This window comes from Paraburkholderia lebeckiae (assembly GCF_050436325.1).
GTDB lineage: Bacteria > Pseudomonadota > Gammaproteobacteria > Burkholderiales > Burkholderiaceae > Paraburkholderia > Paraburkholderia tuberum.
Window position 1 is genome coordinate 1019292 of the sequence record NZ_JBNDLZ010000003.1, and the last position, 25986, is coordinate 1045277.

Consider the following 25986-nt stretch of genomic DNA (forward strand, 5'->3'; position numbering starts at 1 on the left):
ATGGAGCCACCATGCACAGCGATTCCCAGCCGACACCCGAGCAACGCGGCCAATACAAGACCATCAACCTGCTCGACAAGATCAGTCAGATCGACGACCACTGGCAGCCGCGCGTCGTGGCTGAAATGAATGACTATCAGTTCAAGGTCGTAAAGATAGCCGGCGATTTCGTCTGGCATCGGCACGCCGATACCGACGAGACGTTCATCGTCCTCGCAGGCCGGTTGCGCATCGACTTCCGCGACCGCTCGATCGAACTGTTTCCCGGAGAAATGGCGGTGGTACCAAAGGGAGTCGAGCACAAGCCGTATGCCGAGTCCGAGGTGAAGCTGCTGCTCATCGAATCGCGCGGCGTCGTCAATACCGGCGATACGACCAACGAAAGAACCGCCGAAAACGACGTATGGATCTGAGAGCCGCCATGCAAACGCCGCGGCCGATCGTTCGCGAAGCCGTTTTCCCCGCCGACACGCACAACCTCGTCGCCGTGATCCGCGAGTATGTCCGCTGGCTGGATATGGATCTGTCGTACCGTGGATTCGATGCGGAAATGGACGCGTTCGAACACGTTTATACGCTGCCATCCGGCATGTTCTTCGTCGCCGACGCCGGCGGCGAGCTCGCCGGTTGCGCGGGGCTGCTTCGTCATACGGCAGACACTGCGGAAATCAAACGGCTCTATGTTCGTGAAGCATTCAGAGGGTTGTCGCTTGGCGAAACGCTGGTCACATCGGTGATCGGGAAAGCGAAGACATTGGGATTCTCGACGCTGGTTCTCGACACGGTTCCGCAAACCGGTTTTGCACAGCGCATCTACGAGCGGTTAGGGTTCGTCGAAACCGCGCCCTACTACGAGAATCCAGTCGAAGGCACACGGTTTCTTGCGCTCGATCTATGACCGCGAATGGCATCCTGTCGGTCGATCAGACGCAGGTTAGCCGTCGCCATATGTCGAGCTTTTGAGCGTATGAAACCGAGGCATGGGCGGGACTGCTCGATGGCAAACGGACAAGCCGGTATTGCTCTGCCCGCTCGCCCAACGCTTTCATCCCGATTTTGGCCGCCGTCCCCCCGTTGAAGGCGATAGAAGCCAGTTTCGGCAGCGTATCGATGAGAGCAATCAGATCGTTGCTGGCATGGTCGCGAATCCGGCTATCCAGGCTTCCTGCCCGACGAGCCTCGGCAACGACATCCCACAGTCCGATATGGTGTTCGAGCAACGTCTCAAGACGCGTCGAGTAGGCCATACCAACCAGATCCCGTTCTATCGCTTCACCGACCAGTAACCAGAATTTGTTCTGCGGGTGTGCGTAGTATTGGCCGTGAGCCAACGACACCTCGCCCGGCAAGCTACCGAGGATCAAGACCCGCGTATCAGCATCGACGACAGGCGCAAAGCAACGCTTGAACGACATCAGCGGCTCCGCTCGTCGGCGCTGCGCGGCACGCTGTGCGCACGCGACGCGGTGTGATCGAGCGGACGACCGTGCTCGCGCACCCGCGCGTGCGCGATATGCGCCGCGCCGGTGCCTGACGCGGCAGCGTGCGCGCGAGCGGCCGCGTCCAACGCACGCAAATGCTCCCACAGTGCCGGCAACATGCATTCGGTCACCATCAAAGGCGCGCCATGCCGCTCGAACACCGAGCGACGCGCCACCAGCGCATGCGGCGCATGCCGATCGCCGCCGTCGATTTCATGCGCGGCCAACCGATACAACGGATGCCGCTGCCCCACCCTGCGGCTCACCAGCGACGAACGCGCGACGCTGCTATCGCTATACAGCAACTCCGCGAGTGGCCGGGTGCGCAGCCGGCGCGTCGCCTGCCAGACGCCGACGCTCGCGGCACGCGGCGTCACGCTATGCGCGGCGACGAACGGCACGTCATCGACCGACAGCACCACTTCGCGCACCCACACCGGCGCGCGCGGCGCGAGTCCAAGCGCGGCGGCTTCGTCGGGCCACGGCAGCGCGACGGCTTCGCGGGTCACGCGCACCGCGACCGCGCCGAGCGCGCGCAGGTGCGCGGTCAGTGAACCGCCGCGGGTCAGCCAGTCTTTCTGGGCGGCGCTGAAAGTGGCCAAAGGCGCGACGCGCCAGTGGGCGCCGGTGGGATCGAAACGGATAGGCATGGTGTCGGATTATAGCGGCGTGCTCCGAGGGCAATTTTTCGCGGCGACGACCGCGGCGATCGTGCGCGCTCGTTCAGCCAGGGAGCCGACGCAAACCAGAAGGCAAAAAAAAATGCGCTGCCGAAGCAGCGCATTTCTCAACTACCGGGCGTCAATCCAGCAACGACATCAACGCTTTCGGTTCACGCTCAACCCGCGCGCGACAGCAACAACGCATTGGTCCGCTTCACGAAGCTCGCCGGATCTTCCAGCGCGCCGCCTTCGGCGAGCAGTGCCTGATCGAACAGCAGATGGCACCAGTCGTCGAAATTCGCGCTATCGGCATGCAGGCCCTTCACGAGGGCGTGCTCCGGATTCACTTCGAGAATCGGATGGAACTCGGGCGCCTGCTGGCCCGCGGCCTTCAGCATGCGCTGCAGGTAGCCGCTCATTTCGCCGTCGTCGGCAACGAGGCACGACGGCGAGTCGGTCAGACGGAACGTCAGACGCACGTCCTTCGCCTTGTCCTTCAACGCTTCCTTCATCTTCTCGACGAGCGGCTTGAACGCTTCGCCGATCTTCTCCTGCGCCTGTTTTTCCTCGTCGTTCAGCGCGCCGAGATCGAGGTCGCCGCGCGCGACGCTTTGCAGCGGCTTGCCGTCGAATTCGTTGAGGAACGACAGCATCCATTCATCGACGCGATCGGTCAGCAACAGCACCTCGACGCCCTTCTTGCGGAACACTTCGAGATGCGGGCTGTTCGACGCGGCCTGCCACGTGTCGGCGGTCACGTAGTAGATCTTCGTCTGCTCGGGCTTCATGCGAGCGACGTAGTCGGCCAGCGACACGGTCTGCTCGGCCGTGCCCGTATGCGTCGTCGCAAAGCGCACGAGCTTCGCGACGCGCTCGCGATTGGCGAAGTCCTCGCCGATGCCTTCCTTCAGCACCTGGCCGAATTCCTTCCAGAAGCCCGCGTACTTTTCCTTATCGGCGTCGTTGTCCGCGTTGGCCAGTTCTTCCAGCATCGACAGCGCGCGCTTGGTCACGCCTTCGCGGATCGCCTTCACGTCGCGGCTTTCCTGCAGGATTTCGCGCGACACGTTAAGCGGCAGATCGGCCGAATCGACCACACCCTTCACGAAGCGCAGGTACGTGGGCAGCAATTGCTCGGCGTCGTCCATGATGAACACGCGCTTCACGTACAGCTTCAGGCCGCCGCGCTGCTCGCGGTTCCACAGGTCGAACGGCGCGTGCGCCGGCACGTACAGCAGTTGCGTGTATTCGCTGCGGCCTTCGACGCGGTTGTGCGTCCACGTCAGCGGATCTTGATGATCGTGCGAGATGTGCTGGTAGAACTGCTTGTACTGATCGTCGGTGATGTCGTTCTTCGAACGGGTCCACAGCGCGCTCGCCTGGTTGACGGTCTCGTCCTCGTCCTTCGTGACCATCTCGCTCTTTTCCGCGTCCCACTCTTCCTTCTTCATCAGGATCGGCAGCGCGACGTGGTCCGAGTACTTCTGGATGATCGACTTCAGCCGATACGACGACAGCAGTTCGTCCTCATCGGCACGCAGATGCAGCGTGATGGTCGTGCCGCGCGCGGCGCGCTCGATCGTCTCGACCGCGAAATCGCCTTCGCCCGCGCTTTCCCACCGCACGCCTTCGGAGGCCGGCAAACCGGCGCGGCGCGTCTCGACGGTGATCTTGTCCGCGACGATGAAGCCCGAATAGAAGCCCACGCCAAACTGGCCGATCAGCGCCGCGTCCTTCTGCTGGTCGCCCGACAGCTTGCCGAAGAATTCCTTGGTGCCCGAACGCGCGATCGTGCCGAGGTGCGCGATCGTCTCGTCGCGGCTCATGCCGATGCCGTTGTCGTCGATCGTGACGGTGCGCGCGGCCTTGTCGTACGACACGCGAATTCGCAGGTTCGAATCGTTCTCGTACAGCGCGCTGTTTTCGATCGCCTCGAAGCGCAGCTTGTCGGCCGCGTCGGACGCGTTCGAAATCAGCTCGCGCAGAAAGATTTCCTTGTTGCTGTACAGCGAATGGATCATCAGTTGCAGAAGTTGCTTCACTTCTGCCTGAAAGCTCATGGTTTCTTGTGCCATGGTCGGACTTCCTCTCTGTTGCGAATTGGGGGATGAGCGGCGGCCGAAGCGGATTCCAACCGCGGTTCGGGCTCGCCGTGCCGGAGCGCCGGACCGCCGGATCGTCCGCGCAAATGGGGACGCTCCGGCGCGGTTTCAAGAGGCGCGACGCGCGACGCCGTCGAGATAACGGCTTAGGAACGCCGGTAATTCAGGATCGCCGCAATTGGCGATATTGAAGCGCATCCACGTGCTCGGCGACTGCTGCGGCGAAAACAGCCCGCCCGGCGTCAGCAGATAGCCGGCTTCGTGCCCGGCCGCGGCGAGCGCGCCTGCGTCCACGCCGGTGTCGGCCCACAGGAACATCCCGGCCGTCGGCGTCAGAAACAGCTTCATGCCGGTCTTCTCGATCATCCGCACGGCCTTCTCGCGCACGCCGTCGAGCCGTGCGCGAATGCGCTCGACGTGCCGCCGGTAGTGGCCCTCGGTCAGGATCTTGTAGATCACGCGCTCGTTCAACTCCGGGCTCGTCATGCCGACCAGCATCTTCTGATTGGCGACCACCATCGCGACCTCTGCCGCGCACGCGATGAAACCGACGCGCAGATTCGGCGCAAGCGTCTTCGAGAAACTGCCAAGGTAGATCACGCGCTTTAGCTGGTCGAGGCTCGCGAGCCGCGTACCCGCGTAGCTGGGCGGGCACAGGTCGCCGTAGATGTCGTCCTCGACGACGATGAAGTCGTACGCCTCGGCAAGCCGCAGGATGCGGAACGCCTGCGCGGCGCTCAGCGAGGTGCCGGTCGGGTTCTGCAGCACCGAGTTGATCACCAGCATTTTGGGGCGCCATTCCTGGACCAGCGCTTCGAGCGCGTCGAGATCGGGGCCGTCCGGCCTGTACGGCATGCCGACGAGCCGCGCGCCCTGCGACGCGAAGCAGCCGAACATCTGGAACCACGCCGGATCGCCGACGATCACCGCATCGCCCGGCTTCACGTAGATGCGCGAAATGAGGTCGATCGCCTGGGTGATGCCCGACACCATCACGATCTGCTCGGGCGACGCGCCGATCTCCAGCTCCTCGAGCCGCGTCTGCAACTGCTGACGCAGCGGCAGGAAACCTTGCGCGGTGCCGATGCCGAGCATCTGCATGCCGCTTTGCCGGCCGAGCGTGCGCAGCGCGTTGGTGATCAGGTCGCCGTCGAGCCAGCGGGCCGGCAGATAGCCGAGGCCCGGACTGCGCTCGGGCCGCGCGCCGGTGTGCAGCATGTTGCGCAGCAGCCAGACGACGTCGATATTGGCCGGCGCGGGCAGCGGCTCGGCGCGCGGGCGCAGCTCGGAGACCGTCGCCGCGCCGCCCTGGCGCTCGCGCACATAGAAGCCGGACCCCCGCCGCGACTCCAGAAAACCCTGCGCGACGAGCCGCTCGTACGCTTCGACCACCGTGAAGCGCGACACGCCCTTGTCGAGCGCGAGCTTGCGGATCGACGGCATGCGCATGCCGGGGCGGAACACGCGCTCCTCGATGCGGCGCTGCGCCCATTGGACGAGCTGTTCGACCAGCGTCAGCGACGCGGTGTCGTGCGGGGCAGGAATCTGGGTAAGCGGGACGGACATGACGGACTCCAACTGTACCGAACAGTATCGCGCCGATTGTACCGTTACTGTGCAGGTCACGGCCGTTACATTTGAATCCAGCGAGGCTGGTGACACCATGTAAATCCATACGTATGGCCCGCCGATCCGGCAAACGGTTATGCTTACGGCCCCGGCAGCGCTGCCCTCAAGCGTGCCGCGCAACTGGCCCTTGCGCAGAACAGCGTTTTCCATCGATCCGCCATGACAACCCTGACAGCCCAATCGCTCAGTCTCGATCACCTCGTCGTTTCCGCGCGCACGCTGGACGAAGGCGTCCAGTACGTCGCCGATACGCTCGGCGTCGCGCCGGCCGGCGGTGGCGCGCATCCGCTGATGCGGACCCACAATCGCCTGCTCGGCCTGTGGGGCGGCGTCTACCTGGAAGTGATCGCCATCGATCCGCGCGCCGCGGCCGACGCAACCGATGGCACCGCGCCGCGCCCGCGCCTGTTCGCGCTCGACGACCCGGCGACGCAGGCGCGACTGGAAAACGGGCCGTATCTGTCGCATTGGGTCGCGCGCGTCGAGCGGCCGAAGCATCTGGCGACGTGGCAAGCGCAGTATCCGCAGCGCATCGCGCCGGTCGTGCCGATGACGCGCGGCGATTTCACGTGGGGCCTGACGGTGCCCGACGACGGGTCGTTCCCCGCGTGGCAAGGCGCCGGCGACGGCGTGCTGCCCTCGCTGATTCAGTGGGACTCGACGCGGCATCCGTCGCAGTCGCTGGCGCCGACGAACCTCGCGCTGAAAGCGTTGAAAGCCGTGCATCCGCGGCCAGAGCTGATTGGCGAGCAACTGCGCTGGCTCGGCGCCGCGCACCTGCTCGACGTGCAGCCGACCGACGGCGCCGCGGCGCTCGTCGCCGAATTTGAAACACCCGAGGGTCCGCGAACCCTCGGATAAGCAGCGCGTGATTGGGCAACCCCAACGGCAATGGTTGGCCAGTCGCGCGATAATTGAAATTTTGACCGGTTCCAGAAATACCAGAGGAGATCATGGACCAAAGCGACCTGAAAGCCCCGACGTGGCAATTGTCCGAACGCGCGCGCAAGCTCACGAGCTCCGCGATCCGCGAGATCCTGAAGGTCACGGAACGGCCCGAAGTCATCTCCTTCGCCGGCGGCCTGCCCTCGCCGGCCACCTTCCCGGCCGAGCGCATGCGCGAGGCGTCCGACCGCATGCTGCGCGACACGCCCGCCGCGGCGCTGCAGTACAGCGCGACCGAAGGTTATCTGCCGCTGCGCGAATGGGTCGCGCAACGCCACTCGACCAACGGCGCGCAGATCCGCGCGTCGCAGGTGCTGATCACGACCGGCTCGCAACAGGCGCTCGACCTGCTCGGCAAAGTGCTGATTTGCGTCGATAGCCCGGTGCTGGTCGAAACGCCGACCTACCTCGGCGCGCTGCAATCGTTCTCGATGTACGAGCCGCACTACGTGCAGGTGCCGACCGACGAGCAGGGCCTGGTCCCCGACGGCCTGAAGCCGGAACTGACCAATGGCGCGCGTCTGCTGTACGCGCAGCCGAATTTCCAGAATCCGACGGGTCGCCGTCTGCCGGTCGAACGCCGACGCGCGCTCGCCGAGTTCGCGAAGACCGCGCCGTTCCCGGTGATCGAGGACGATCCCTATGGCGCGCTCGACTACGCGGGCGAACCGCTGCCGACGATGTTGTCGATGGCGCCCGATCACATCGTCTATCTCGGCTCCTTCTCGAAGGTGCTCGCGCCGGGTCTGCGCGTCGGCTTCATCATCGCGCCCGAGGAGCTGATCTTCAAACTCGTGCAGGCCAAGCAGGCCACCGACCTGCACACGCCGAGCTTCACGCAGCGCATCGTGCACGAAGTGGTCAAGGACGGCTTCCTCGACACGCACGTGCCGACGATCCGCGAGCTGTATCGCAATCAGTGCGACGCGATGCTCGCCGCGCTGGAACGCTATATGCCCGAAGGCGTCAGCTGGAACCGTCCGGAAGGCGGCATGTTCATCTGGGTCAATCTGCCGGCGGGAATCGACAGCATGAAGCTGCTCGCGGAAGCGGTTGCGCAGAACGTCGCGTTCGTACCGGGCGCTCCGTTCTTCGCGAACGAAGCCCAGCACAACACGTTGCGTCTGTCGTTCGTCACGGTGCCACCGGCTAAAATCGACGAAGGCGTGGCGCGTCTCGCCGCACTCGTGCGCGCGAAAATCTGAACGGCGTTAGCCGCACTGCCATCGGGGCGAAGCTTGCACGCGCGTTGCGTGCGGACTTCGCCGGCATTCATGCAATCTCACCGAAACGAGGACACAACATGGCTCAATCGAATGTGTACGACAAGCTCAAGGAACTCGGCATCGAATTGCCGGCGGCGGGTGCGCCGGCAGCGGCCTATGTGATGAGCGCGCAAAGCGGCAACACGGTGTACCTGTCGGGCCACATCGCGAAGAAGGACGGCAAGGTATGGGTCGGCAAGCTCGGTGCGACGCTCTCCACCGAGGAAGGCAAGGCCGCCGCGCGCTCGATCGCGATCGATCTGCTCGCCACGTTGCATGCGCACGTCGGCGACCTGAACCGCGTCACGCGCATCGTCAAGCTGATGAGCCTCGTCAACTCGACACTCGAGTTCACCGAGCAGCATCTGGTCACCAACGGCGCGTCCGAACTGATCGCCGACGTGTTCGGCGAGCGCGGCAAGCACGCGCGCTCGGCGTTCGGCGTCGCGCAGATTCCGCTCGGCGCGTGCGTGGAGATCGAGCTGATCGCCGAGGTCCAATAGCATCGACGCGATGTAACCAAGCATGCGGTGTCGCGTGAGATGCGCATACGACTCACGCCGCATTGCGATTCAGGCGCGCCGTCCGGTGTCACGCACCGGCGGCGCGTTTCTGTTTTATGGCGACGGTGGATCGCCGCCGCGTAGCCGGATAGAATCCGCGAACTCCCTCAACGTCCATTGCCCCGGGGCCCGTCGATGTCCGCTCACACCGTTCGTTTCAAACAGGTCGACGTGTTTACGTCGACACCGTTCAAGGGGAATCCGCTTGCCGTCGTATTCGATGCCGACGCGCTCGATACCGCGCAAATGCAGGCCATTGCGCGCTGGACCAATCTGTCCGAAACCACGTTTCTGCTGAAGCCGACCGACGCGGCCGCCGACTATCGCGTGCGCATCTTCACGACGGGGGGCGAGTTGCCGTTCGCGGGTCATCCGACCTTGGGCACCGCGCATGCTTTGCGCGAAAGCGGCTACCAGCCGAAGCAGGCCGGCAAGCTGATCCAGCAATGCGGCGTGGGTCTCGTCGAACTCGAAGCGCTCGACGGCGCCGACAACATGCACGGCGCATGGGCATTCGCCGCGCCGCCCGCGCGCGTGACACCACTCGCCGAGCATCGTTACGAAGCGCTGTCTACGGCTTTACGTAGTCAGGCGATCGACTTCAGCGCGCCGCCGTGCGCGGTCGACAACGGCGCGCCGTGGCTCGTCGTGCGGGTCGATTCGGCACGCGCCTGCCTCGCGCTCGAACCCGACGCGGCGGCGCTCGCCGAGCTCGTGCATTCGGTCGACACGCACGGCGTCGCCGTGTATGGACCGCACGACGCCGACGGCCCCGCGACGTTCGAGGTTCGTTGCCTGATGGCGGGCGGCGGCTTCGGCGTCGGCGAAGACCCGGTGACGGGCAGCGCCAATGCCGCGCTCGCGGGTCTGCTGAACCTGCAGCACCGTCGTCCCGCCGCGCGCTACACGGCGCGTCAGGGCACCGCGCTCGGGCGCGCGGGGGACGTGTCGGTCCACTACGACGATGCACGCGGCAAGATCTGGATCGGCGGGCCTTCGGTGACGATCGTCGACGGCACGTGCCGGCTCGCGTAAGCGAGCTGCGGCTTCGCGCGCACGCCACGGCGACACGCCACATGTCGCCGCTTCACACCACAAAAAGCCGCGGCGCGATTGCGTCGCCATACCTGGTTCTCCGAATTCATCGTGGCCGGATTGCAAAAGCCCTGCCAGAAACTGCCGAGTGGCAGGCACCGTTGCCGATGAGGTCTTCGACAAATCACGGACCTGTCGCGTCGTAAGACCGGCGATGCAGGCCACGTGAACAGCCGCACCTGGGCGCTCGCCGCGCGAGCGTATACCCCATGCCCGGAAGCTTCCTTAATCCAGTTGCATTCAGTAATATCGAGACGTATATAGCGAACTCTATCCGATGACCTGTGGACGGTCCGGGCGCGGCGCCACGCCCTCTCCTCCTGCGCAGCAGCTTTGGCATCTTGGTCACCATGCAGCCATCCATCTATTTCGCGCAATCGATGCCCATGCGTTTGCAAGCGGCCCGCACCCAGCGAAGGCCCGCGCGATGACTCAGTCCCGCTTCTCCGAGCCGCGCGAGGCCTGGCCGCGACGCGATCCATTGGTCACGCGCCGGCGCGCGTTGCTCGTCATTCCCGCGCTCGGGGTACTCGTACTGATCCTGCTGTGGACCGTGATCTTCGCGCGGCTGTCGGTAGAAAGGGACGCGACGTACCGCGAGGCGATGGCGTCTTCCGCAATACTTTCAGCGGCGCTCGAACAGCACACCGTCAAGGCGATTCACCAGGTCGATCAGATCACGCGCTTCGTCAAGTACGAATTCGAAAAGACGCCCGATCATTTCGATCTCGCGAGCACGGTCGAAAAAGGCGTCGTGCAAAGCGAAACGCTCGTGCAGGTGTCGATAATCGACGAGCACGGCAGACTGATCGCCAATACGACCGAACTCAACCCCGCTCATATCGACTTGTCGGACCGCGAGCACTTCAAGGTCCACGAGCACGAAAACGACGACCAGCTGTACATCAGCAAGCCCGTGCTCGGCCGCGTATCGGGTCACTGGACGCTGCAGATGACGCGGCGTCTCAATCATCCGGACGGCTCGTTCGCGGGCGTCGTCGTGGTCTCCGAAGACCCGAGCTACTTTACGTCGGACTTCTACAACAACGCGGCGATCGGCCGCGAAGGCGTGATCGCGGTGATCTCGGACAACGGCACCGTGCTCGCGCGCCGCACCGGCAACGCCAGCAGGACGAGCAGCACGTTCACCGCGAGCGGCATGTATCCGACCTCGGAGCACGTGTCGGGCACCTACGTCGATTCGATCGACAACGTCACGCGCATCGTGTCGTACCGGCACATCGACGGCTATCCGCTCGGCGTGCTCGTCGGTCTTTCGCAGGACGAAGAATTCGCCGATTACAACCACACGCGCAACGTCTATCTGTTGATGGCGGGCTTCATCTCGCTCGCGATGCTCAGCTTCTTCGCGGTCGCGACCGGCCTGATAGGCAAACTGCTAGGCCGCGAGCGCGAGATGACGCACCTCGTCGAATACGATCTGTTGACCGGCCTGCGCAATCGCTACGCGACGCTGCAGGCGCTGCGCCATGACGTCGCGCAGCCGTTCAACCTGGGCCGCCTCGCGATTCTTTTTATCGACCTCGACAACTTCAAGACCGTCAACGACACGCTCGGCCACAACGCCGGCGACATCGTGCTGCAGATGACAGCCTCGCGCCTCGCCACCGCGGTCGGCGACGACGGCGCGCTGAGCCGCATCGGCGGGGACGAGTTCGTCGTCGTGATCAAGGGCGACGATGTCGAAAAGCGCGCGGTCGCGCTCGCCGAGGCCGCCGGCGAAGCGTTCTCGAAGCCGTTCGAGGTGCGCGGCAGCGCGTTCGTGCTGCATGCGAGCATTGGCATCGCGCTGTACTCGGTCGCCAACGAAAGCGAGATCGATCTGCTGAAGAAAGCCGACCTCGCGATGTACAGCGCGAAGGACGCCGGCAAGAACTGCTACCAGTTCTATTCGCCGCATCTGTCGCATCGCGCGGACCATCTGATGAAGTGGGAGCAGCAGTTGCGCGTCGCGCTGGCCGAGGGGCAACTGTTCCTCGCCTATCAGCCGAAGATCGATCTGACGCGCCGCTGCATCACCGGCTTCGAAGCGCTCGTGCGCTGGAACCATCCGCAGCACGGACAGATCCCGGCCAACGAGTTCATCCCCGTGGCCGAGTCGACCGGCCTGATCGTGCCGATCGGCGACTTCGTGATCGAGACCGCATGCCGTCAGCTCGCGCAATGGCAGCGGCAGGGCTACGACACGCTATCGCTCGCGGTGAACATTTCGGCGGTGCAGTTCTGGCGCGGCGACCTGCTCGAAACGGTCTCGCGCGCGATCGAGGAAACCGGCATCTCCGCCCGTCGCCTCGAACTCGAAATCACCGAAACGACGATGATGGAATTTCCGGACGTGGTCTCCGAAAAAATCTTCGCGTTGAAGCGTCTCGGCGTACGCATCGCGCTCGACGATTTCGGCACCGGCTACTCTTCGCTGTCCTATCTCAACCGCTTTGCCGTCGATACGCTGAAGGTGGACCGCTCGTTCGTCCAGGCGATTCCGGGGGACCGCAGCGTCTGCGTGATGGTCACCGCGATCGTCAATCTCGCGCGCTCGCTCGGGCTCGCGGTCGTGGTCGAAGGCACGGAGACTGAAGAGCAGATTGCGTGGCTGGCCGCGCTCGGCCATATCGAGGCACAGGGCTTCCTGTTCTCGCGGCCGGTGCCGGTTGAGGCGATCCCGGCACTGCTCGAGCGCTTCGGGGTATGCGGCATGAACAGCGTCAGCGGCCGCCGCGTCGCGCACGAAGCCGACAGCACAAGCAGCCTATCCAGCAACAATTAAAGGACGGGCGCCCGCACGGCGGGGCCCGCGCAGCGCCGATGCAGACCATCACGAGCGATGAGGCTGCCCGCCGCGGGCAACGGGAACCGCTATGGACGCTGTTCCGGGTCGTGTGCGGCCTGTCGGCGCTGTCGTGGGGCGGTCTCGCGTTGATGGCGCAGCTCGAGCATCATTACGTGGAACGCGAGGGGCGGCTCTCACGCGTCGCGTTCTCGGACCTGATTGCGCTCGCGTGGATGGTGCCGGGACCCGTCGGCTGCAACGTCGCCGTGCAGCTCGGCCACGCGCTGCGCGGACGCGCGGGCGCATGGGTCGCCGGTGTGGCGAGCGTCCTGCCCTTCTTCACGCTGATGACGCTGTTCGCAATCTTTTATCGCACGCCCATCGTGCACACGATCGCGTCGCAAACCCTGCTGCATCACTTCAGCGTCGTGCTCGCGACGCTGATCGCGGTCACCTGGTACAAGCAAACCCGCGCGCTCGTGCGCGGCAAGCTCGAATGGACGGCGGCGCTGCTCGGCAGCATCGCGCTGCTCTATGCGCACAGCGCCGCGGCGTATGTGGTGATGCTCGGCGCGGCCTTCGGCGCCGGCTGGTTCGCGAGTCCGGAACGCGACTCGCGACTCGCCGTGTCGCTCCAGCGCGGCGACTATCGGCTGCTGGCCGCGCTCGGCGTGCTGCTCGTGCTGTTTGCGCTGCCGCTGCCGCATCGCTATGACCTCGCGCTGCTGTGGCCGCGCCTCGCGGGCGCCGGCATGACGCTGTTCGGCGGTGGCTTCTCGGCGTTGCCGGTGCTGAAGACGCTGTTCGTCACGCCGGCGGTCGGCGTGTCCGATAACGACTTCACGCTCGCGTTTACGCTGTCGCCGTTGTCCCCTGGACCCTTGCTGAACGTTGTGCCGTTCTTCGGCTATCTCGTCGATGGCTGGCTCGGCGCACTGATCGCGACGCTCGCGCTTTTCGTGCCGTCAGGCTGCCTCGTCGTGCTCGCGCAGCGGCATCTGCATCAGTTGAAGGTGAACCCGCGCTTCGAGCACGGCATGAGGATTCTGCGCGCGGTCACGACCGCGTTTCTCGCGGTCGCGGTACTGCGCATTGCCGTGCACGTACCGCTGGAGCCGATCTATCTGCTGACCGCGACGTTCTCCGCGATGTGCTTCGCGAAGCTGAAGGTACCGGTGTATGCCGTGTACGGAACGGTGGCGGTGGCGTGCGGTTTGTGGCTCGCGTACGGCGCCACGACGTGATGCGTCGCGGGCCGCACGAAGCCCGTTGCGCCGTTGGCGATCCGGCGATCCGGCGGTCCGGCGATCCGGCGATCAGAACCCGCGCGACAGCACAGCGACGCCGATCGTCACGACGCCCAGCACGAGATTGATCAGCACGAGACGGCGGACCGTACCGACCGCCTGCGCGCCATCGGGCCACTTCTGCGCCTGCACCGCGCGGCGAATGCGCGGATACACGGCGAAGCGGATATGCCCGAAGATCAGCATCATCACGATGCCGAGACCGGCCATCGCATGCAGCGGCCAGCTAGCATGACCGCCGCCGAATTGCATCAGCAGGAAGCCGCCGCTGATCAGGATCACGAGCACCGACACCCCGACCCAGTTGAAGAAGCGGCCAAATACCGACTCCCACAGCGGCAGGCGCAATTGCGGCGACAGATCGCCGAGCGCAGGACGCAGGCAGAAATGCGCGAACACCATACCGCCGACCCACACCGCCACCCCGAGCAGATGCAGAAAAAGCGCGACTTCGATAGCCTTGTTCATGTAGTTTTCCTCTCCCGACGACGCCACACCGTTTAGGACACGCGATCCGCTCAGCACCAACTGAGCGCGTTCGACCATACGTGATGCAGGCAGTTCCGGGTATCGACGTCTATTGCGTCGTGTTTTGTCGTTGTGATCGCGGCACTTTCGTCTGGCCGCGATGCCGACGCGCCCCGTTTGCTTCCACGCCCTTCGTGCGACGGACTTTTCTGCGATAGACCGCGAGCGCCCCGCATGCTAGCAGGCGCCCATGGTTTCACCGCGTCAAACTTCGTTAAATCGACTCCACTAAGCCGGCAACACCGGACGCATGCCGTCGAGCTTCAGCTTGCTGTCGGGCGCGCGTCCCTTGCGCGCACGCTTGCCGACATGCGCCGCAAGTTCGGCGCCGGCCAGCTTCTCCTCGTCGACGCGGCCGCCACGACGCGTGCCGATCAGCATCACGCCTGCTTTGTTGATCGCGAGCGCCTGCACGAGCGTTTCGTTGTCGTCGAGCGCCATCAGCGTGACGCCACGGCCGCCGCCCGACAGCGTCTTCATCTCGTCGAGGCCGAACACGAGCAGACGCCCGCCCGACGACAGACACGCGACCTGCGCCGCGTCCGGCAGCATCGGCATCGGCGCGAGCGGCGCGGCGCCGGCGTCGATCGTCATGAACGACTTGCCGGCCTTCACGCGGCTCACCATATCGCCGACCTTTGCGATGAAGCCGAAGCCGTTGCTCGACGCGAGCAGCAGCGCCTGTTCCGCCGACGCCGCGTAGTAGTGCATCAAATGACTGCCCGATTCGAGCTCGATCAGCGACGTGACCGGCACGCCGTCGCCGCGTCCGCCCGGCAGTTGAGCCACCGCGACCGAATAGACGCGCCCGTTGCTACCCCACGCGATCAGCGTATCGGGCGTGCGGCATTGGAACGCCGCGTAGAGGCCGTCGCCGGCCTTGAAGCTGAAGCCGGCCGGATCGAGCCCGTGGCCCTTCAGCGCGCGCACCCAGCCCTTCTGCGACACCACGACGGTGACCGGCTCGTCGACCACGCGCGCTTCGAACGTCGCGCGCTTTTCCTGCTGGATCAGCGTGCGGCGCTCGTCGCCATACTGTTTCGCGTCGGCTTCGATTTCCTTGATCAGCAGGCGCTTCATCGCCGGTTCGCTGCCGAGCAGTTCCTCGAGCTTCGCCTTCTCGTCGCGCAGCTCGGCTAGTTCCTTCTCGATCTTGATCTTCTCGAGGCGCGCCAACTGACGCAGCCGGATTTCGAGGATGTCTTCGGCCTGGCGGTCCGTGAGTCCGAACGCGGCCATCAGCGCGACCTTCGGCTCGTCCGATTCGCGAATGATGCGGATGACTTCGTCGATATTCAGGAAGACGATCATCCGGCCTTCGAGAATATGGATGCGGTCGTCGACCTTCGATAGACGATGCCGCGTGCGGCGCGTCACCGTCGCGAAACGGAACGCGATCCACTCGTGCAGGATTTCGCTCAAGCCCTTCTGACGCGGCCGGCCGTCGCCGCCGACCATCACCATGTTCAGCGGCGCGTTCGATTCGAGGCTCGTATGCGCGAGCAGCGTGTTGACGAAGTCGGTCTGATCGATGCGGCTCGACTTCGGCTCGAACACGAGACGCACCGGCGCGTCCTTGCCCGATTCGTCGCGCACCGCGTCGACGAGCCCGAGCAGCGTCTGCCTCGTCTGCAACTGCTCGGGCGTGAGCGTCTTCTTGCCGAGCTTGATTTTCGGGTTGGTCTGTTCTTCGATTTCCTCGAGCACCTTCTGCGCGGCCGTATTCGGCGGCATTTCGGTGATCACGAGTTGCCACTGGCCGCGCGCGAGATCCTCGATCTTCCAGCGCGCGCGCACCTTCAGGCTGCCGCGGCCGGCTTCGTACGCGGCGGCGATTTCCGCCTCGCTCGAAATGATCTGGCCGCCGCCGGGAAAGTCCGGACCAGGCACGTGCTGCATCAGTTCCGCGTGCGAGAGCTTCGGATTGCGGATCAGCGCAACCGCCGCGCCCGCGACTTCGCGCAGGTTGTGCGAAGGGATTTCGGTCGCGAGACCCACCGCGATGCCCGATGCGCCATTGAGCAGCACGAACGGCAGACGCGCCGGCAGCACCTTCGGCTCTTCGAACGAGCCGTCGTAGTTCGGCATGAAGTCGACCGTGCCCTGGTCGATTTCGGCAAGCAGCAGCTTCGCGATCGGAGTCAGGCGCGCTTCGGTGTAACGCATCGCCGCCGCGCCGTCGCCATCGCGCGAGCCGAAGTTGCCCTGGCCGTCGATCAGCGGATAGCGCATCGAAAAGTCTTGCGCGAGACGCACGAGTGCGTCGTACGCGGACTGGTCGCCGTGCGGGTGATACTTACCGAGCACGTCGCCGACCACGCGCGCCGATTTGACCGGCTTCGCGTTGTCGCCGAGGCCCATCTCGTTCATCGCGAACAGGATGCGGCGCTGCACCGGCTTCTGCCCATCGCAAACATCGGGCAGCGCGCGGCCCTTGACTACGCTGACCGCATACTCGAGGTACGCACGCTCCGCGTAGTTGCCGAGCGTCAGCACGTCGCTGTCCGACGGCGGCTCGTTGAAAAGGTCGAGAGTGTTATCGTCGTCCATCTAGATTCCGTGTCCGTGTTTGGCTTGAAGTGTCGTATGCCGCATTGAGGCGCAATGCGCTCAGATGTCCGCTTCTACTTCGTTGCCTTTCTCTTCGAGCCAGCTGCGACGCGACGCCGCTTCGCCCTTGCCCATCAGCATCGTCATGCGCGCGACGGTCGCATCGTAGTCGAGTTCGCCGAGCGCGACCGGCTGCAGGCGGCGCGTGTCGGGATTCATCGTCGTGTCCCACAGCTGCTCGGCGCTCATTTCACCGAGACCCTTGAAGCGGCTGATCGACCACTGGTTGTCGCGCACGCCGTCCTTGCGCAACTTGTCGAGAATCGCCTCGAGCTCGCCTTCGTCGAGCGCATAGAGCTTCTGCGCGGGCTTCTTGCCGCGCGCGGGCGCATCGACGCGAAACAGCGGCGGACGCGCGACGCACACGTGACCGCGCTCGATCAGTTGCGGGAAATGCTTGAAGAACAGCGTGAGCAGCAGCACCTGGATATGCGAGCCGTCGACATCCGCATCCGACAAAATGCAGATCTTGCCGTAGCGCAGATTCGACAGATCGATCTTGTCGTCCGGACTGTGCGGATCGACGCCGATCGCCACTGAAATGTCGTGCACCTCGTTGTTCGCGAACAGGCGATCACGTTCGGTTTCCCATGTGTTCAGCACCTTGCCGCGCAGCGGCAGGATCGCCTGGTATTCCTTGTCGCGACCCATCTTCGCGGAGCCGCCCGCCGAGTCGCCCTCGACGAGGAACAGCTCATTGCGACCGATTTCCGTCGATTCGCAATCGGTCAGCTTGCCGGGCAGCACGGCGACGCCCGAACTCTTGCGCTTCTCGACCTTCTGCCCCGCGCGCGTGCGCGCCTGCGCCTGCTTGATCACGAGGTCCGCGAGTTTCTTGCCATGCTCGACGTGCTGGTTCAACCACAGTTCGAGCGCCGGCCGGGCGAACGACGAGACGAGCTTGACCGCATCGCGGCTATTCAGGCGCTCTTTGATCTGCCCTTGAAATTGCGGGTCGAGCACCTTCGCCGACAGCACGAACGACACCCGCGCGAACACGTCTTCGGCGAGCAGTTTCACGCCCTTCGGCTGCAGGTTGTGCAACTCGACGAAGCTCTTGACCGCCTGATAAAGACCGTCGCGCAAGCCCGACTCATGCGTGCCGCCCGCGGGCGTAGGAATCAGGTTCACGTACGACTCGCGCGTGAGCGGACCTTCCTCGCTCCACGCGACGACCCACGTCGCGCCCTCGCCTTCGGCAAACGTCTCTTCGCTCGAACGCGAGCTTTCCGCGTAGCGCTCGCCCTCGAACAGCGGAATCAGCAGATCGCTACCGTTCATGCCTTCGAGCAGATAGCCGCGCAGGCCGTCTTCGTATTTCCAGCTTTGCCGCTCGCCGGTTTTCTCGTTGACGAGCGCGACCTCGACGCCCGGCAGCAGCACCGCTTTTGAGCGCAACAGACGCTGCAATTCACCGAGCGGCAGGTTCGGCGAATCGAAGTACTTCGGATCGGCCCACGCGGTCACGCGCGTGCCGGATTTCTTGTCGGCCTTGGTAGCGGCACGCACTTCGAGCGGCTTCGCGACATCGCCGTGCGCGAAGCTCAGTTCGGCGACCTTGCCGTCGCGCCACACGGTGACGTCGAGCCGCGTGGACAGCGCGTTGGTGACCGACACGCCGACGCCGTGCAGACCGCCCGAGAACGTATAGGCGCCGCCGGCGGCCTTGTCGAACTTGCCGCCCGCGTGCAAGCGCGTGAAAACGATTTCGACGACCGGTACGCCTTCGTCGGGGTGCAGGCCGAATGGAATGCCGCGGCCGTCGTCGTCGACCGAGACCGAATGGTCCGCGTGCAGCGTGACCGTGATTTGCCGGCCGTAGCCGCCGAGGGCTTCGTCCGATGCGTTGTCGATGACTTCCTGAATGATGTGCAGCGGATTCTCGGTGCGGGTGTACATGCCGGGTCGTTGCTTGACCGGCTCCAAACCCTTCAACACCTTGATCGACGCTTCGCTATACGCGGCGTTTGGCTTTTTCGTAGACATGATTGACTCGGTGCGTCGGTTCATCGTTGTCCACAGGTCCTGTGGACAGGGCCGTGGACAATGCGTTGAGTATTCAAAAAAAAGCGAAACGAAACAACGGGGTTAGGTGGAGCGGCCCGCGATGCGGGCAAGCTGTTTTGTCGCGCGGCTTCCGTTGGCGCGCTCGAATGCCGGAGATGGACGCACAGCCCGCCGGGGAAGCCTGTTCGCGGGGTATTGTACTGATTTCGATCACGGCGGCAATTGACCCCACGCTGAATTGGCCGACTGGATAAGGCGCGGCGGGCGTTGGCGGACATGCAATGGAGGATGGACGGCTTGCAGGACGGCGGCGCGATAGGTATCGGCGGAAATGCACGGGCGCGCGCCCCCTGAATTTCAGTGCCGTGCGCGGCGGCGCTTTCTGTTGTTTTTGTGCCGGCCGCGCACGCCGCGTTACTTGACGCGGTTTTCCAGCTCGTCCCAACGTTCGAGCGCGAGCATCAACTCCTCGTCGATCTCGGTATAGCGCTCGGTCAGACGCGCGCCTTCGCGTGCATCTTTCGCGAACACCGAGCCGTCTTCGAGCTGCGCGCCGATTGCCTTCTGTTCGGCCTCGAGGTCGGCAATCATTTTCGGTAGCGCCTCCAGTTCGCGCTGCTCCTTGAACGACAGCTTCGCGCTGCGCTGCGCATTGCGGCCCGACGCGCTGTCCTTCGGCGCCGCTTCTTTCGGCGCTTCCTTGCTCGATTCTTTCTGCGCTTCGAGCGCAAGTTGCTCCGAGCGATCGCGCTGCGTCTGCCAGTCCGTGAAGCCGCCGACGTATTCGCGCCACTTGCCGCCGCCTTCCGAGGCGATCACCGACGTCACGACGTTATCGAGAAAGGCGCGGTCGTGGCTGACGAGCAGCACCGTGCCGTCGTAGTCGATCAGCAGTTCTTCGAGCAGTTCGAGCGTCGGAATGTCGAGGTCGTTGGTCGGTTCATCGAGCACCAGCACGTTGGCCGGGCGCGCGAACAGGCGCGCGAGCAACAGCCGGTTGCGCTCGCCGCCCGACAGCGACTTGACCGGCGAACGCGCGCGCTCCGGCGCGAACAGGAAGTCGCCGAGATAGCTCATCACGTGCTTCTTCTGGCCGTTGATTTCGACCCACTCGCTGCCGGGGCTGATCGTGTCCGCGAGACTCTTTTCCAGATCGAGCGCCGCGCGCATCTGATCGAAATACGCGACCTGCAGATTCGTGCCGACGCGCACGTTGCCCTCGTCCGGCGCGAGTTGACCGAGGATCAGCTTCAGCAGCGTGGTCTTGCCCGCGCCGTTCGGACCGACGAAGCCGATCTTGTCGCCGCGCATCACCGTGGCCGTGAAGCGGTCCACCACCGCGCGCTCGCCATAGCGCTTCGTCACATCCGTCAGTTCCGCGACGATCTTGCCGGACTTCTCGCCCTGACCGACGTCGAGCTTCACGTTGCCCTGCACGTTGCGGCGCTCGGCGCGCTCGTTGCGCATCTGCACGAGGCGCGCGATGCGGCCGACGCTGCGCGTGCGGCGTGCCTCGACGCCCTTGCGAATCCACACTTCTTCCTGCGCGAGCAGTTTGTCGAACTTCTCGCTCTCGATGCGCTCGACTTCGAGCTGCTGCGCCTTGCGCGTCTGGTACGCGGAGAAATTGCCCGGATACGACAGCAGCCGCCCGCGATCGAGTTCGACGATGCGCGTCGCGACGCGGTCGAGAAACGCGCGATCGTGCGTGATGAACAGCAGCCCAGCGCGCAGCGACACCAGCAGATCTTCGAGCCAGCGGATGCCGTCGAAGTCGAGATGGTTGGTCGGCTCGTCGAGCAGCAGCACGTCGGGCTGCACGACGAGCGCGCGCGCGAGCGCGGCGCGCTTCTGCATGCCGCCCGACAGAGAGCCGACTCGGGCTTCGCCGTTCAGGCCGATCTGCTGCAGCGTGGTCGCGACGCGCGTGCTCCAATTCCATGCGTCCGCGGCGTCCAACGACGATTGCAGCGTGTTCATGCGCGCGAGCAGCGTGTCGTGTTCGGCGCCCTCAGGCGTGTCGGCGAGCTGGTGCGCGACCGCGTCGTATTCGTCGAGCAGCGCGCGCGCCTCGGTGAGTCCGGCGGCGACCGCGTCGAACACGGTGTCGTCGGCGTTGAACTCGGGCTCCTGCGGCACGTAGACCGTGCTCAGATGCTGCTGACGCGTGACGAGGCCGTCGTCGGGTTTGGTCAGATCGGCGACGATTTTCAACAGCGACGACTTGCCCGCGCCGTTGCGCCCGATCAGCCCGACGCGCTCGCCCGCTTCGAGCGAGAAATCCACGTGGTCGAGCAGCGCGACGTGACCGAACGCGAGCTGGGCTCCGGTAATGGTGTAAAGCGACATGGGAATGGGAGAAGACAGCGATGAGTCGGAACTGCTCATTGTACCGGGCGCGGGGCCGGTCGCAGGTATGCGGGACGGGAACATCCGTGCGATGAAGCGCGCAACACAGCGTGCAACGCAATCGGCGCGGGCCGGCGACGCGCGCGCCGGGCCGGCCTTTCGAACAGTTGCTTACTTGACGTGCACCGTGATCGTCTTGCTCATCTCCGGCCCATACGAGCGATGCGCGCCGTCGCCGAATTGCAGCGTCAGCGTATGGTCGCCCGGCGGCAGCGTCAGATCGGTTTCAGTCTGGCCTTTGCCGAAGTGCAGCGACTTGTCGGTCGCGGGGATGACCTCGCCCTTCGGCAGCGGCTTGCCGTCGATCAGCAGGTGATGATGCCCGGTGCCGTCGGTCAGCGTGCCGGCGGGCGCGATCTTCATGCCGTCGAGGCCAAACACGACGTGCACCGGATTGGTGACGGTCGCGCCGTCCGCCGGTTGCACGAAGGTCACGCCCGCCGCCTGCGCCACAGCTGACCCGGCGAGTAGCCCTGCCACCGCGACGCCGACCAACCATCTGTTTTTAAGCATCGGTTTCTCCTTTGGAAACGAAACCCAGCGATGCGGCGCCGCCAGCGGCCTCGCCCGAGACCGATCGTCGCAATACGTGCGAGGCGAGCGCCACATCTGTCCAATGAAATAGCTTGCAGGTCAAAGCGTACACGGCTTGTGTGACGAGGCCAGTCGCGCGAGCCCGGGCTCGCCGCAGAGGCGTTGGGGCGGCGCCGCATCGGTCGTCTGCGGCTGAATTGACAAATTCCGGTAATATTGCGGGTCGCCGCGCCGCCCCATAAAGGGGCAGAGCAAGCCGGCCATTGCATTGAACGAGAGAGCGTGTCGTGAGCGAAGTAATCGAAGTGACGGAATTCAAGAGCTGGGTCTGCCTGATTTGCGGTTGGATCTACAACGAGGAAGACGGTCTGCCCGAAGAAGGTATCGCACCGGGCACGCGTTTCGCCGACATTCGGGAAGACTGGCGCTGCCCGCTGTGCGACGTGGGCAAGGCGGAGTTCGCGGTGGTGGAGTTTTGACAGTGAAATGACGTTGGGGCGATGCGCGCGGTTGCGTGCGCTTCGCCAGATGCTCAGATAGTTGCGCGGCCCGGCAGGCGATGTCTGCGGGGCCGTTTGTTTTTGCGGGATTTCTGCGAGGCGCGGGCGGCTGCTGGCTTGGCTCTCCTTTTGCCCGCGCCGGTTTGATATACTCTGCGCTCGCCGATCTGTCCGGCTCGGTCCTCTCCCTGTAGTTCAATGGATAGAACAAGTGCCTCCTAAGCGCTAGATACAGGTTCGATTCCTGTCAGGGGGACCATCCTGGAACCCAGCATCTCGCAACGTTACCCAAAAAGCCCCGCTCCGCCTTGCGCGACGGGGCTTTTTGCTGCCATCATCCCGCAAGGTTGCCCGATTGAAATCAGTGCGATCAGGGGCATTTTTGGGGCAACCGGCAAATGCCCCCATTGCCGATGCCCCCAACAGATGGCGAAAACCGCCGCCCCGCTCACAGACATACAAATCCGCAAGGCCAAGCCCTCCGAGAAACCGTACAGGCTGGCTGACGGCAAAGGCCTCTACTTGGAAGTGATGCCCAACGGCTCTCGTTACTGGCGCATGAAGTACCGGTTTGATGGCAAGGAGAAGCGCGCCGCATTCGGTGTTTCCCCGTTTCGCACAATCTGGCCCTGGTCGAAGCCCTGCGCAATGTGGCAGACCGCAAAGGTATGACGGTCGCGCAACTAGCAATTGCGTGGGCGGCAGCGCAGGGTGCGGACGTTGTGCCCCTGGTGGGCGCCCGCACGCGAGCGAGACTTGCCGAGGCTCTCGGTTCAGTTAGCCTTCCGCTCACGGATGATGACCTCCTGGAAATAGAGCGCGTCATACCGAAAGGCGCTGCGGCGGGGGAGCGTTATGCATCGACTCTTCTCGCCGAGCTGGACAGTGAGAAGCGGCCCTCGGAGCGCTAATTCACTGCGAGCGGCTGAAACTGGCCGAACCCAGGTCGGCGCCGACCTCGCAGGATCGCTAATCGCAGCAGATATGCGAAAGGAATGGGCCGACACTGAACAGCCCTTCGTCGTCACACCGCCGCAACAACCGTTTCCGAACTACTACGGTCTCACGCGTAATCGAGCGGTCGGACGCTATTGATCTCAGTCGGGTTCAAGGATCAACGCTAATTCGCATAGTCCGTCTGGCCGGCCGGTCAAAGTACGACGACGAACAGTTGGTACCGACCTCGGCGAGCGGCAGACTTGACCAGTGCTTCAAGATTGCAAGACAAACGTCGGCTTTTGGCGCGTAAGTGTAAGCGTTCGTCCCCTACCAACAGGAAATTCACAGTTTGTCGCGACGATCTTGCGGTCTTCAGTTAGGTTGCCGAAGCACTCGTCGTGCTGATCGAAGCGGGGATACTCAACGCATTTGTCCCAGCAGAATTTACTTTTTGCGCATTAAACGTTCCCTAAAGTCGATCGTCCCGCTGTCGTTATGTAGGTGTGGGTTCGATACTGATGTTCGGCCCGCGCAGCAGGCGCCACATCGCCGCCTGCTATCGCGCGTTACGCGGTGCGGTACCTTGGGGACAACATGTTTTCGACGATAAAAGGCCGCCTGGCGCTGGCCATGGCATTCTTGAGCGCGCTTCTCGTGGCAATCGGCACTGTCGGCCTGATCGGCATGAGTCGCTCGAACTACACGACCTACGATCTCTTCACAAACGAAATGCCGAGCGCGGCGTCAGTCGGAAACGCCGAGATGTTCATGGCACGCGAACGCCTGAGTTTCGATCGCGCCGCGATGAACGCCGGCACGCCCGCCGCGGAAGAGGCAATCGGCCGCGGTGCGCTGATGCGCAAGACCTCGGACGAGGCCTGGGCGACGTATGCGGCATTGCCGCAAGGCCCGGGCGAAAAGCAACTGGCTGATACCTTCAATCGCCAGCGGCTCGCACTACAAAAGCTGCTGGACGAGAGCTACGCTGAGGTACGCTCCAACGACCACGACAGAATCATTGCTGCTGCGAATGCCATGCAGGTCGCGTTCAATCAGTTTGCCAAGTCGGGCGTCGAGTTGCGCAAATTTCAGTTCGAGGCTGCCAAAACGGCGTACGACGAGGGTCAGGCGACTTTCAACCAATTCCGCGCGCTTGGCATTTCGGCCGTTTTGCTGGGGTTGGCCGCAGCGGGCTACTCATGGTTCTCATTGCGTCAGAAGATCGCACGTCCGCTCGATACCGCGCTGGCCCAATTTGATGCGATTGCCTCGGGCGACCTTCGCCGCGACGTCATCGTGACTTCGAACGATGAAATGGGTCAGTTGCTTCGCGGCCTCTCGAAGATGCAGACAAGCCTCGTCAATACGGTGCGCACGGTACGCTCAGGCAGCGAATCAATCGCCTCGGCCACGAGGCAGATCGCGGCGGGCAATATCGATCTGTCGTCGCGCACGGAAGAGCAGGCGTCCGCGCTGCAGCAAACGTCGTCAAGCATGGATGAACTGACCGGCACCGTGAAGCAGAATGCTGACAACGCGCGCCAGGCCAGCTCGCTTGCCGCGAACGCGTCGGAAATCGCGGACAAGGGCAGCCGCGTCGTTTCGCAGGTAGTTGAAACGATGGGCGAGATCAATCAGAGCTCAGCAAAAATTGCAGACATCATCACGATCATCGAAGGCATTGCGTTCCAGACGAACATTCTCGCGCTGAACGCGGCCGTGGAAGCGGCGCGCGCCGGCGAGGAAGGGCGTGGCTTTGCGGTCGTTGCGGGCGAAGTGCGCTCGCTCGCCCAGCGCTCGTCGGCGGCCGCGAAAGAAATCAAGCAGCTCATCGACAATTCGGTCGAACGCGTTCAGTCGGGTACCTCGCTAGTCGATGAGGCGGGTCGCACGATGGCTGAAATTATCGGCGCAGTGCAGCGCGTGACCGACATCATGGGCGAGATCGCGGCAGCATCCGCAGAGCAGAGCAGCGGTATCGAACAGGTGGCGCGCGCGGTGACGCAGATGGACGAAGTCACACAGCAGAACGCGGCGCTCGTGGAGGAAGCAGCAGCAGCGGCGCAATCGCTTGAACATCAGGCCGGTGCGTTAAGTACGGCTGTCGCGACCTTCCGCCTTCGCGATGAAGCGCCGCTCGGCATCTCCCCGGTGGTGAAGCCGACGACGGAAACGCCTGCACTGGCTGCGCGCCATGGGGCGCCAAAAATGTCCCAGGCGCGTGTCGAGTCCCGGGCCGACGGACCGCAGCGGGCGACGGTACGCGCCGAATGGGAAACGTTCTGAACTGAGCACGGCAACGCCGGGCGCCCACCCGCGCGCTTGCTGAACAGTGAAGTCGATACTCGCTTTGTGGACGCGCGGGCGGGCACTCCGCGAGGCCGGGATGAGGTTGGCCGGGCACCCGCCGGCGAACATAGTCGAGTGAATAGCGGCTATCAGTGGCCTGCTGACCACGTAGGCGCTACACCCCCTGAAAAATTGAACGGAATGCACGTCCCCGATCTGAAACCGAAGCACACAGCCATCCTGGTTGCAACTGAAGCCGTCGCCGACGCGGAACTGGTCTCCACCCTGATCCACTTGGCTGGGTAATGCGACTGCTTCGCCGGTCATTTC

20 protein-coding genes, 1 tRNA gene and 1 pseudogene are annotated in these 25986 nt (G+C 64.1%); 13 read left to right on the plus strand and 9 right to left on the minus strand.

Annotated elements, in window-relative coordinates:
* Window positions 1-11 precede the first annotated feature (11 nt).
* Window positions 12-413, plus strand: coding sequence for a cupin domain-containing protein (locus tag OKW44_RS22620; protein WP_018419873.1), 402 nt, complete (start codon window positions 12-14; stop codon window positions 411-413).
* The gene (locus tag OKW44_RS22625) at window positions 404-898 is read left to right on the plus strand and encodes a GNAT family N-acetyltransferase (protein ID WP_018419872.1); all 495 of its coding nucleotides are present in this window, start codon (window positions 404-406) and stop codon (window positions 896-898) included. Before OKW44_RS22620 ends, OKW44_RS22625 begins: the two co-directional genes overlap by 10 nt.
* Before the next feature lie 25 nt (window positions 899-923).
* On the opposite strand, the gene OKW44_RS22630 is transcribed toward OKW44_RS22625, so the two are convergent.
* From OKW44_RS22630 to OKW44_RS22645, 4 genes are all read right to left on the minus strand, one after another.
* Window positions 924-1415: a DNA-deoxyinosine glycosylase gene (locus OKW44_RS22630; RefSeq protein WP_018419871.1), complete on the minus strand. Its 492-nt coding sequence runs from the start codon at window positions 1413-1415 to the stop codon at window positions 924-926.
* The gene (locus tag OKW44_RS22635; RefSeq protein ID WP_018419870.1) at window positions 1415-2131 is read right to left on the minus strand and encodes a chorismate--pyruvate lyase family protein; all 717 of its coding nucleotides are present in this window, start codon (window positions 2129-2131) and stop codon (window positions 1415-1417) included. Before OKW44_RS22635 ends, OKW44_RS22630 begins: the two co-directional genes overlap by 1 nt.
* A 188-nt stretch (window positions 2132-2319) precedes the next feature.
* A complete protein-coding gene (gene htpG / locus OKW44_RS22640; protein WP_018419869.1) occupies window positions 2320-4218 on the minus strand; it encodes a molecular chaperone HtpG in 1899 nt (632 codons plus the stop codon).
* A gap of 135 nt (window positions 4219-4353) precedes the next feature.
* Window positions 4354-5811 carry an aminotransferase-like domain-containing protein gene (locus tag OKW44_RS22645; protein WP_018419868.1) on the minus strand — a complete coding sequence of 486 codons (1458 nt, stop codon included), beginning with the start codon at window positions 5809-5811 and terminating at the stop codon, window positions 4354-4356.
* Window positions 5812-6042: 231 nt separating this feature from the next.
* Here OKW44_RS22645 and OKW44_RS22650 point away from each other — a divergent pair, with 231 nt between their 5' ends.
* The 6 genes from OKW44_RS22650 (at window position 6043) to OKW44_RS22675 (ending at window position 13777) form a co-directional block, all read left to right on the plus strand.
* Entirely contained in the window at window positions 6043-6735 is a 693-nt protein-coding gene (locus OKW44_RS22650; protein WP_026225678.1) for a VOC family protein, read from the plus strand.
* 92 nt (window positions 6736-6827) lie between these two features.
* A complete protein-coding gene (locus tag OKW44_RS22655; RefSeq protein WP_018419866.1) occupies window positions 6828-8024 on the plus strand; it encodes an aminotransferase-like domain-containing protein in 1197 nt (398 codons plus the stop codon).
* 98 nt (window positions 8025-8122) lie between these two features.
* The gene (locus OKW44_RS22660; RefSeq protein WP_018419865.1) at window positions 8123-8587 is read left to right on the plus strand and encodes a RidA family protein; all 465 of its coding nucleotides are present in this window, start codon (window positions 8123-8125) and stop codon (window positions 8585-8587) included.
* A gap of 195 nt (window positions 8588-8782) precedes the next feature.
* Window positions 8783-9682, plus strand: a complete 900-nt coding sequence (locus OKW44_RS22665; RefSeq protein WP_018419864.1) for a PhzF family phenazine biosynthesis protein — start codon at window positions 8783-8785, stop codon at window positions 9680-9682.
* Window positions 9683-10169: 487 nt separating this feature from the next.
* Window positions 10170-12530 (plus strand): bifunctional diguanylate cyclase/phosphodiesterase, encoded by a 2361-nt coding sequence (locus OKW44_RS22670; protein ID WP_018419863.1) that lies wholly within the window; start codon window positions 10170-10172, stop codon window positions 12528-12530.
* 38 nt (window positions 12531-12568) lie between these two features.
* Entirely contained in the window at window positions 12569-13777 is a 1209-nt protein-coding gene (locus OKW44_RS22675) for a chromate transporter (RefSeq protein WP_018419862.1), read from the plus strand.
* A gap of 72 nt (window positions 13778-13849) precedes the next feature.
* Here the strand turns inward: OKW44_RS22675 and OKW44_RS22680 are convergent, their stop codons facing one another.
* The 5 genes from OKW44_RS22680 to OKW44_RS22700 all read right to left on the minus strand — a co-directional run bounded on the left by OKW44_RS22680 (window position 13850) and on the right by OKW44_RS22700 (window position 21907).
* Entirely contained in the window at window positions 13850-14308 is a 459-nt protein-coding gene (locus OKW44_RS22680) for a CopD family protein (protein WP_026225677.1), read from the minus strand.
* Window positions 14309-14596: 288 nt separating this feature from the next.
* Complete coding sequence (parC, locus tag OKW44_RS22685) at window positions 14597-16918, minus strand: DNA topoisomerase IV subunit A (protein WP_018419860.1); 2322 nt, start codon at window positions 16916-16918, stop codon at window positions 14597-14599.
* Window positions 16919-16978: 60 nt separating this feature from the next.
* Window positions 16979-18964 (minus strand): DNA topoisomerase IV subunit B, encoded by a 1986-nt coding sequence (locus OKW44_RS22690; RefSeq protein ID WP_018419859.1) that lies wholly within the window; start codon window positions 18962-18964, stop codon window positions 16979-16981.
* 435 nt (window positions 18965-19399) lie between these two features.
* Entirely contained in the window at window positions 19400-21334 is a 1935-nt protein-coding gene (locus OKW44_RS22695; RefSeq protein WP_018419858.1) for an ATP-binding cassette domain-containing protein, read from the minus strand.
* A 171-nt stretch (window positions 21335-21505) separates the two neighbouring features.
* A complete protein-coding gene (locus OKW44_RS22700) occupies window positions 21506-21907 on the minus strand; it encodes a DUF4399 domain-containing protein (protein ID WP_018419857.1) in 402 nt (133 codons plus the stop codon).
* A 308-nt stretch (window positions 21908-22215) separates the two neighbouring features.
* Between OKW44_RS22700 and OKW44_RS22705 the strand changes: the two genes are divergently transcribed.
* The 5 genes and pseudogenes from OKW44_RS22705 (at window position 22216) to OKW44_RS22725 (ending at window position 25653) form a co-directional block, all read left to right on the plus strand.
* A complete protein-coding gene (locus OKW44_RS22705) occupies window positions 22216-22407 on the plus strand; it encodes a rubredoxin (protein WP_018419856.1) in 192 nt (63 codons plus the stop codon).
* Between the two features lie 205 nt (window positions 22408-22612).
* A tRNA-Arg gene (locus OKW44_RS22710) sits at window positions 22613-22687 on the plus strand.
* A 167-nt stretch (window positions 22688-22854) separates the two neighbouring features.
* Window positions 22855-23040: pseudogene (locus OKW44_RS22715) on the plus strand (Arm DNA-binding domain-containing protein); the annotation flags it as partial.
* A gap of 56 nt (window positions 23041-23096) precedes the next feature.
* Window positions 23097-23339, plus strand: coding sequence for an aldo/keto reductase (locus OKW44_RS22720; RefSeq protein WP_018419854.1), 243 nt, complete (start codon window positions 23097-23099; stop codon window positions 23337-23339).
* 622 nt (window positions 23340-23961) lie between these two features.
* The gene (locus OKW44_RS22725; protein WP_018419853.1) at window positions 23962-25653 is read left to right on the plus strand and encodes a methyl-accepting chemotaxis protein; all 1692 of its coding nucleotides are present in this window, start codon (window positions 23962-23964) and stop codon (window positions 25651-25653) included.
* Window positions 25654-25986 lie beyond the last annotated feature (333 nt).

Excerpts from the sequence above, each read along its gene's own strand:
- OKW44_RS22620 (WP_018419873.1), top strand. The coding sequence starts at position 12 with ATGCACAGCGATTCCCAGCCGACACCCGAGCAACGCGGCCAATACAAG.
- OKW44_RS22625 (WP_018419872.1), top strand. The coding sequence starts at position 404 with ATGGATCTGAGAGCCGCCATGCAAACGCCGCGGCCGATCGTTCGCGAA.
- OKW44_RS22630 (WP_018419871.1), bottom strand. The coding sequence starts at position 1,415 with ATGTCGTTCAAGCGTTGCTTTGCGCCTGTCGTCGATGCTGATACGCGG.
- OKW44_RS22635 (WP_018419870.1), bottom strand. The coding sequence starts at position 2,131 with ATGCCTATCCGTTTCGATCCCACCGGCGCCCACTGGCGCGTCGCGCCT.
- htpG (WP_018419869.1), bottom strand. The coding sequence starts at position 4,218 with ATGGCACAAGAAACCATGAGCTTTCAGGCAGAAGTGAAGCAACTTCTG.
- OKW44_RS22645 (WP_018419868.1), bottom strand. The coding sequence starts at position 5,811 with ATGTCCGTCCCGCTTACCCAGATTCCTGCCCCGCACGACACCGCGTCG.
- OKW44_RS22655 (WP_018419866.1), top strand. The coding sequence starts at position 6,828 with ATGGACCAAAGCGACCTGAAAGCCCCGACGTGGCAATTGTCCGAACGC.
- OKW44_RS22660 (WP_018419865.1), top strand. The coding sequence starts at position 8,123 with ATGGCTCAATCGAATGTGTACGACAAGCTCAAGGAACTCGGCATCGAA.
- OKW44_RS22665 (WP_018419864.1), top strand. The coding sequence starts at position 8,783 with ATGTCCGCTCACACCGTTCGTTTCAAACAGGTCGACGTGTTTACGTCG.
- OKW44_RS22670 (WP_018419863.1), top strand. The coding sequence starts at position 10,170 with ATGACTCAGTCCCGCTTCTCCGAGCCGCGCGAGGCCTGGCCGCGACGC.
- OKW44_RS22675 (WP_018419862.1), top strand. The coding sequence starts at position 12,569 with ATGCAGACCATCACGAGCGATGAGGCTGCCCGCCGCGGGCAACGGGAA.
- OKW44_RS22680 (WP_026225677.1), bottom strand. The coding sequence starts at position 14,308 with ATGAACAAGGCTATCGAAGTCGCGCTTTTTCTGCATCTGCTCGGGGTG.
- parC (WP_018419860.1), bottom strand. The coding sequence starts at position 16,918 with ATGGACGACGATAACACTCTCGACCTTTTCAACGAGCCGCCGTCGGAC.
- OKW44_RS22690 (WP_018419859.1), bottom strand. The coding sequence starts at position 18,964 with ATGTCTACGAAAAAGCCAAACGCCGCGTATAGCGAAGCGTCGATCAAG.
- OKW44_RS22695 (WP_018419858.1), bottom strand. The coding sequence starts at position 21,334 with ATGTCGCTTTACACCATTACCGGAGCCCAGCTCGCGTTCGGTCACGTC.
- OKW44_RS22700 (WP_018419857.1), bottom strand. The coding sequence starts at position 21,907 with ATGCTTAAAAACAGATGGTTGGTCGGCGTCGCGGTGGCAGGGCTACTC.
- OKW44_RS22720 (WP_018419854.1), top strand. The coding sequence starts at position 23,097 with ATGACGGTCGCGCAACTAGCAATTGCGTGGGCGGCAGCGCAGGGTGCG.
- OKW44_RS22725 (WP_018419853.1), top strand. The coding sequence starts at position 23,962 with ATGTTTTCGACGATAAAAGGCCGCCTGGCGCTGGCCATGGCATTCTTG.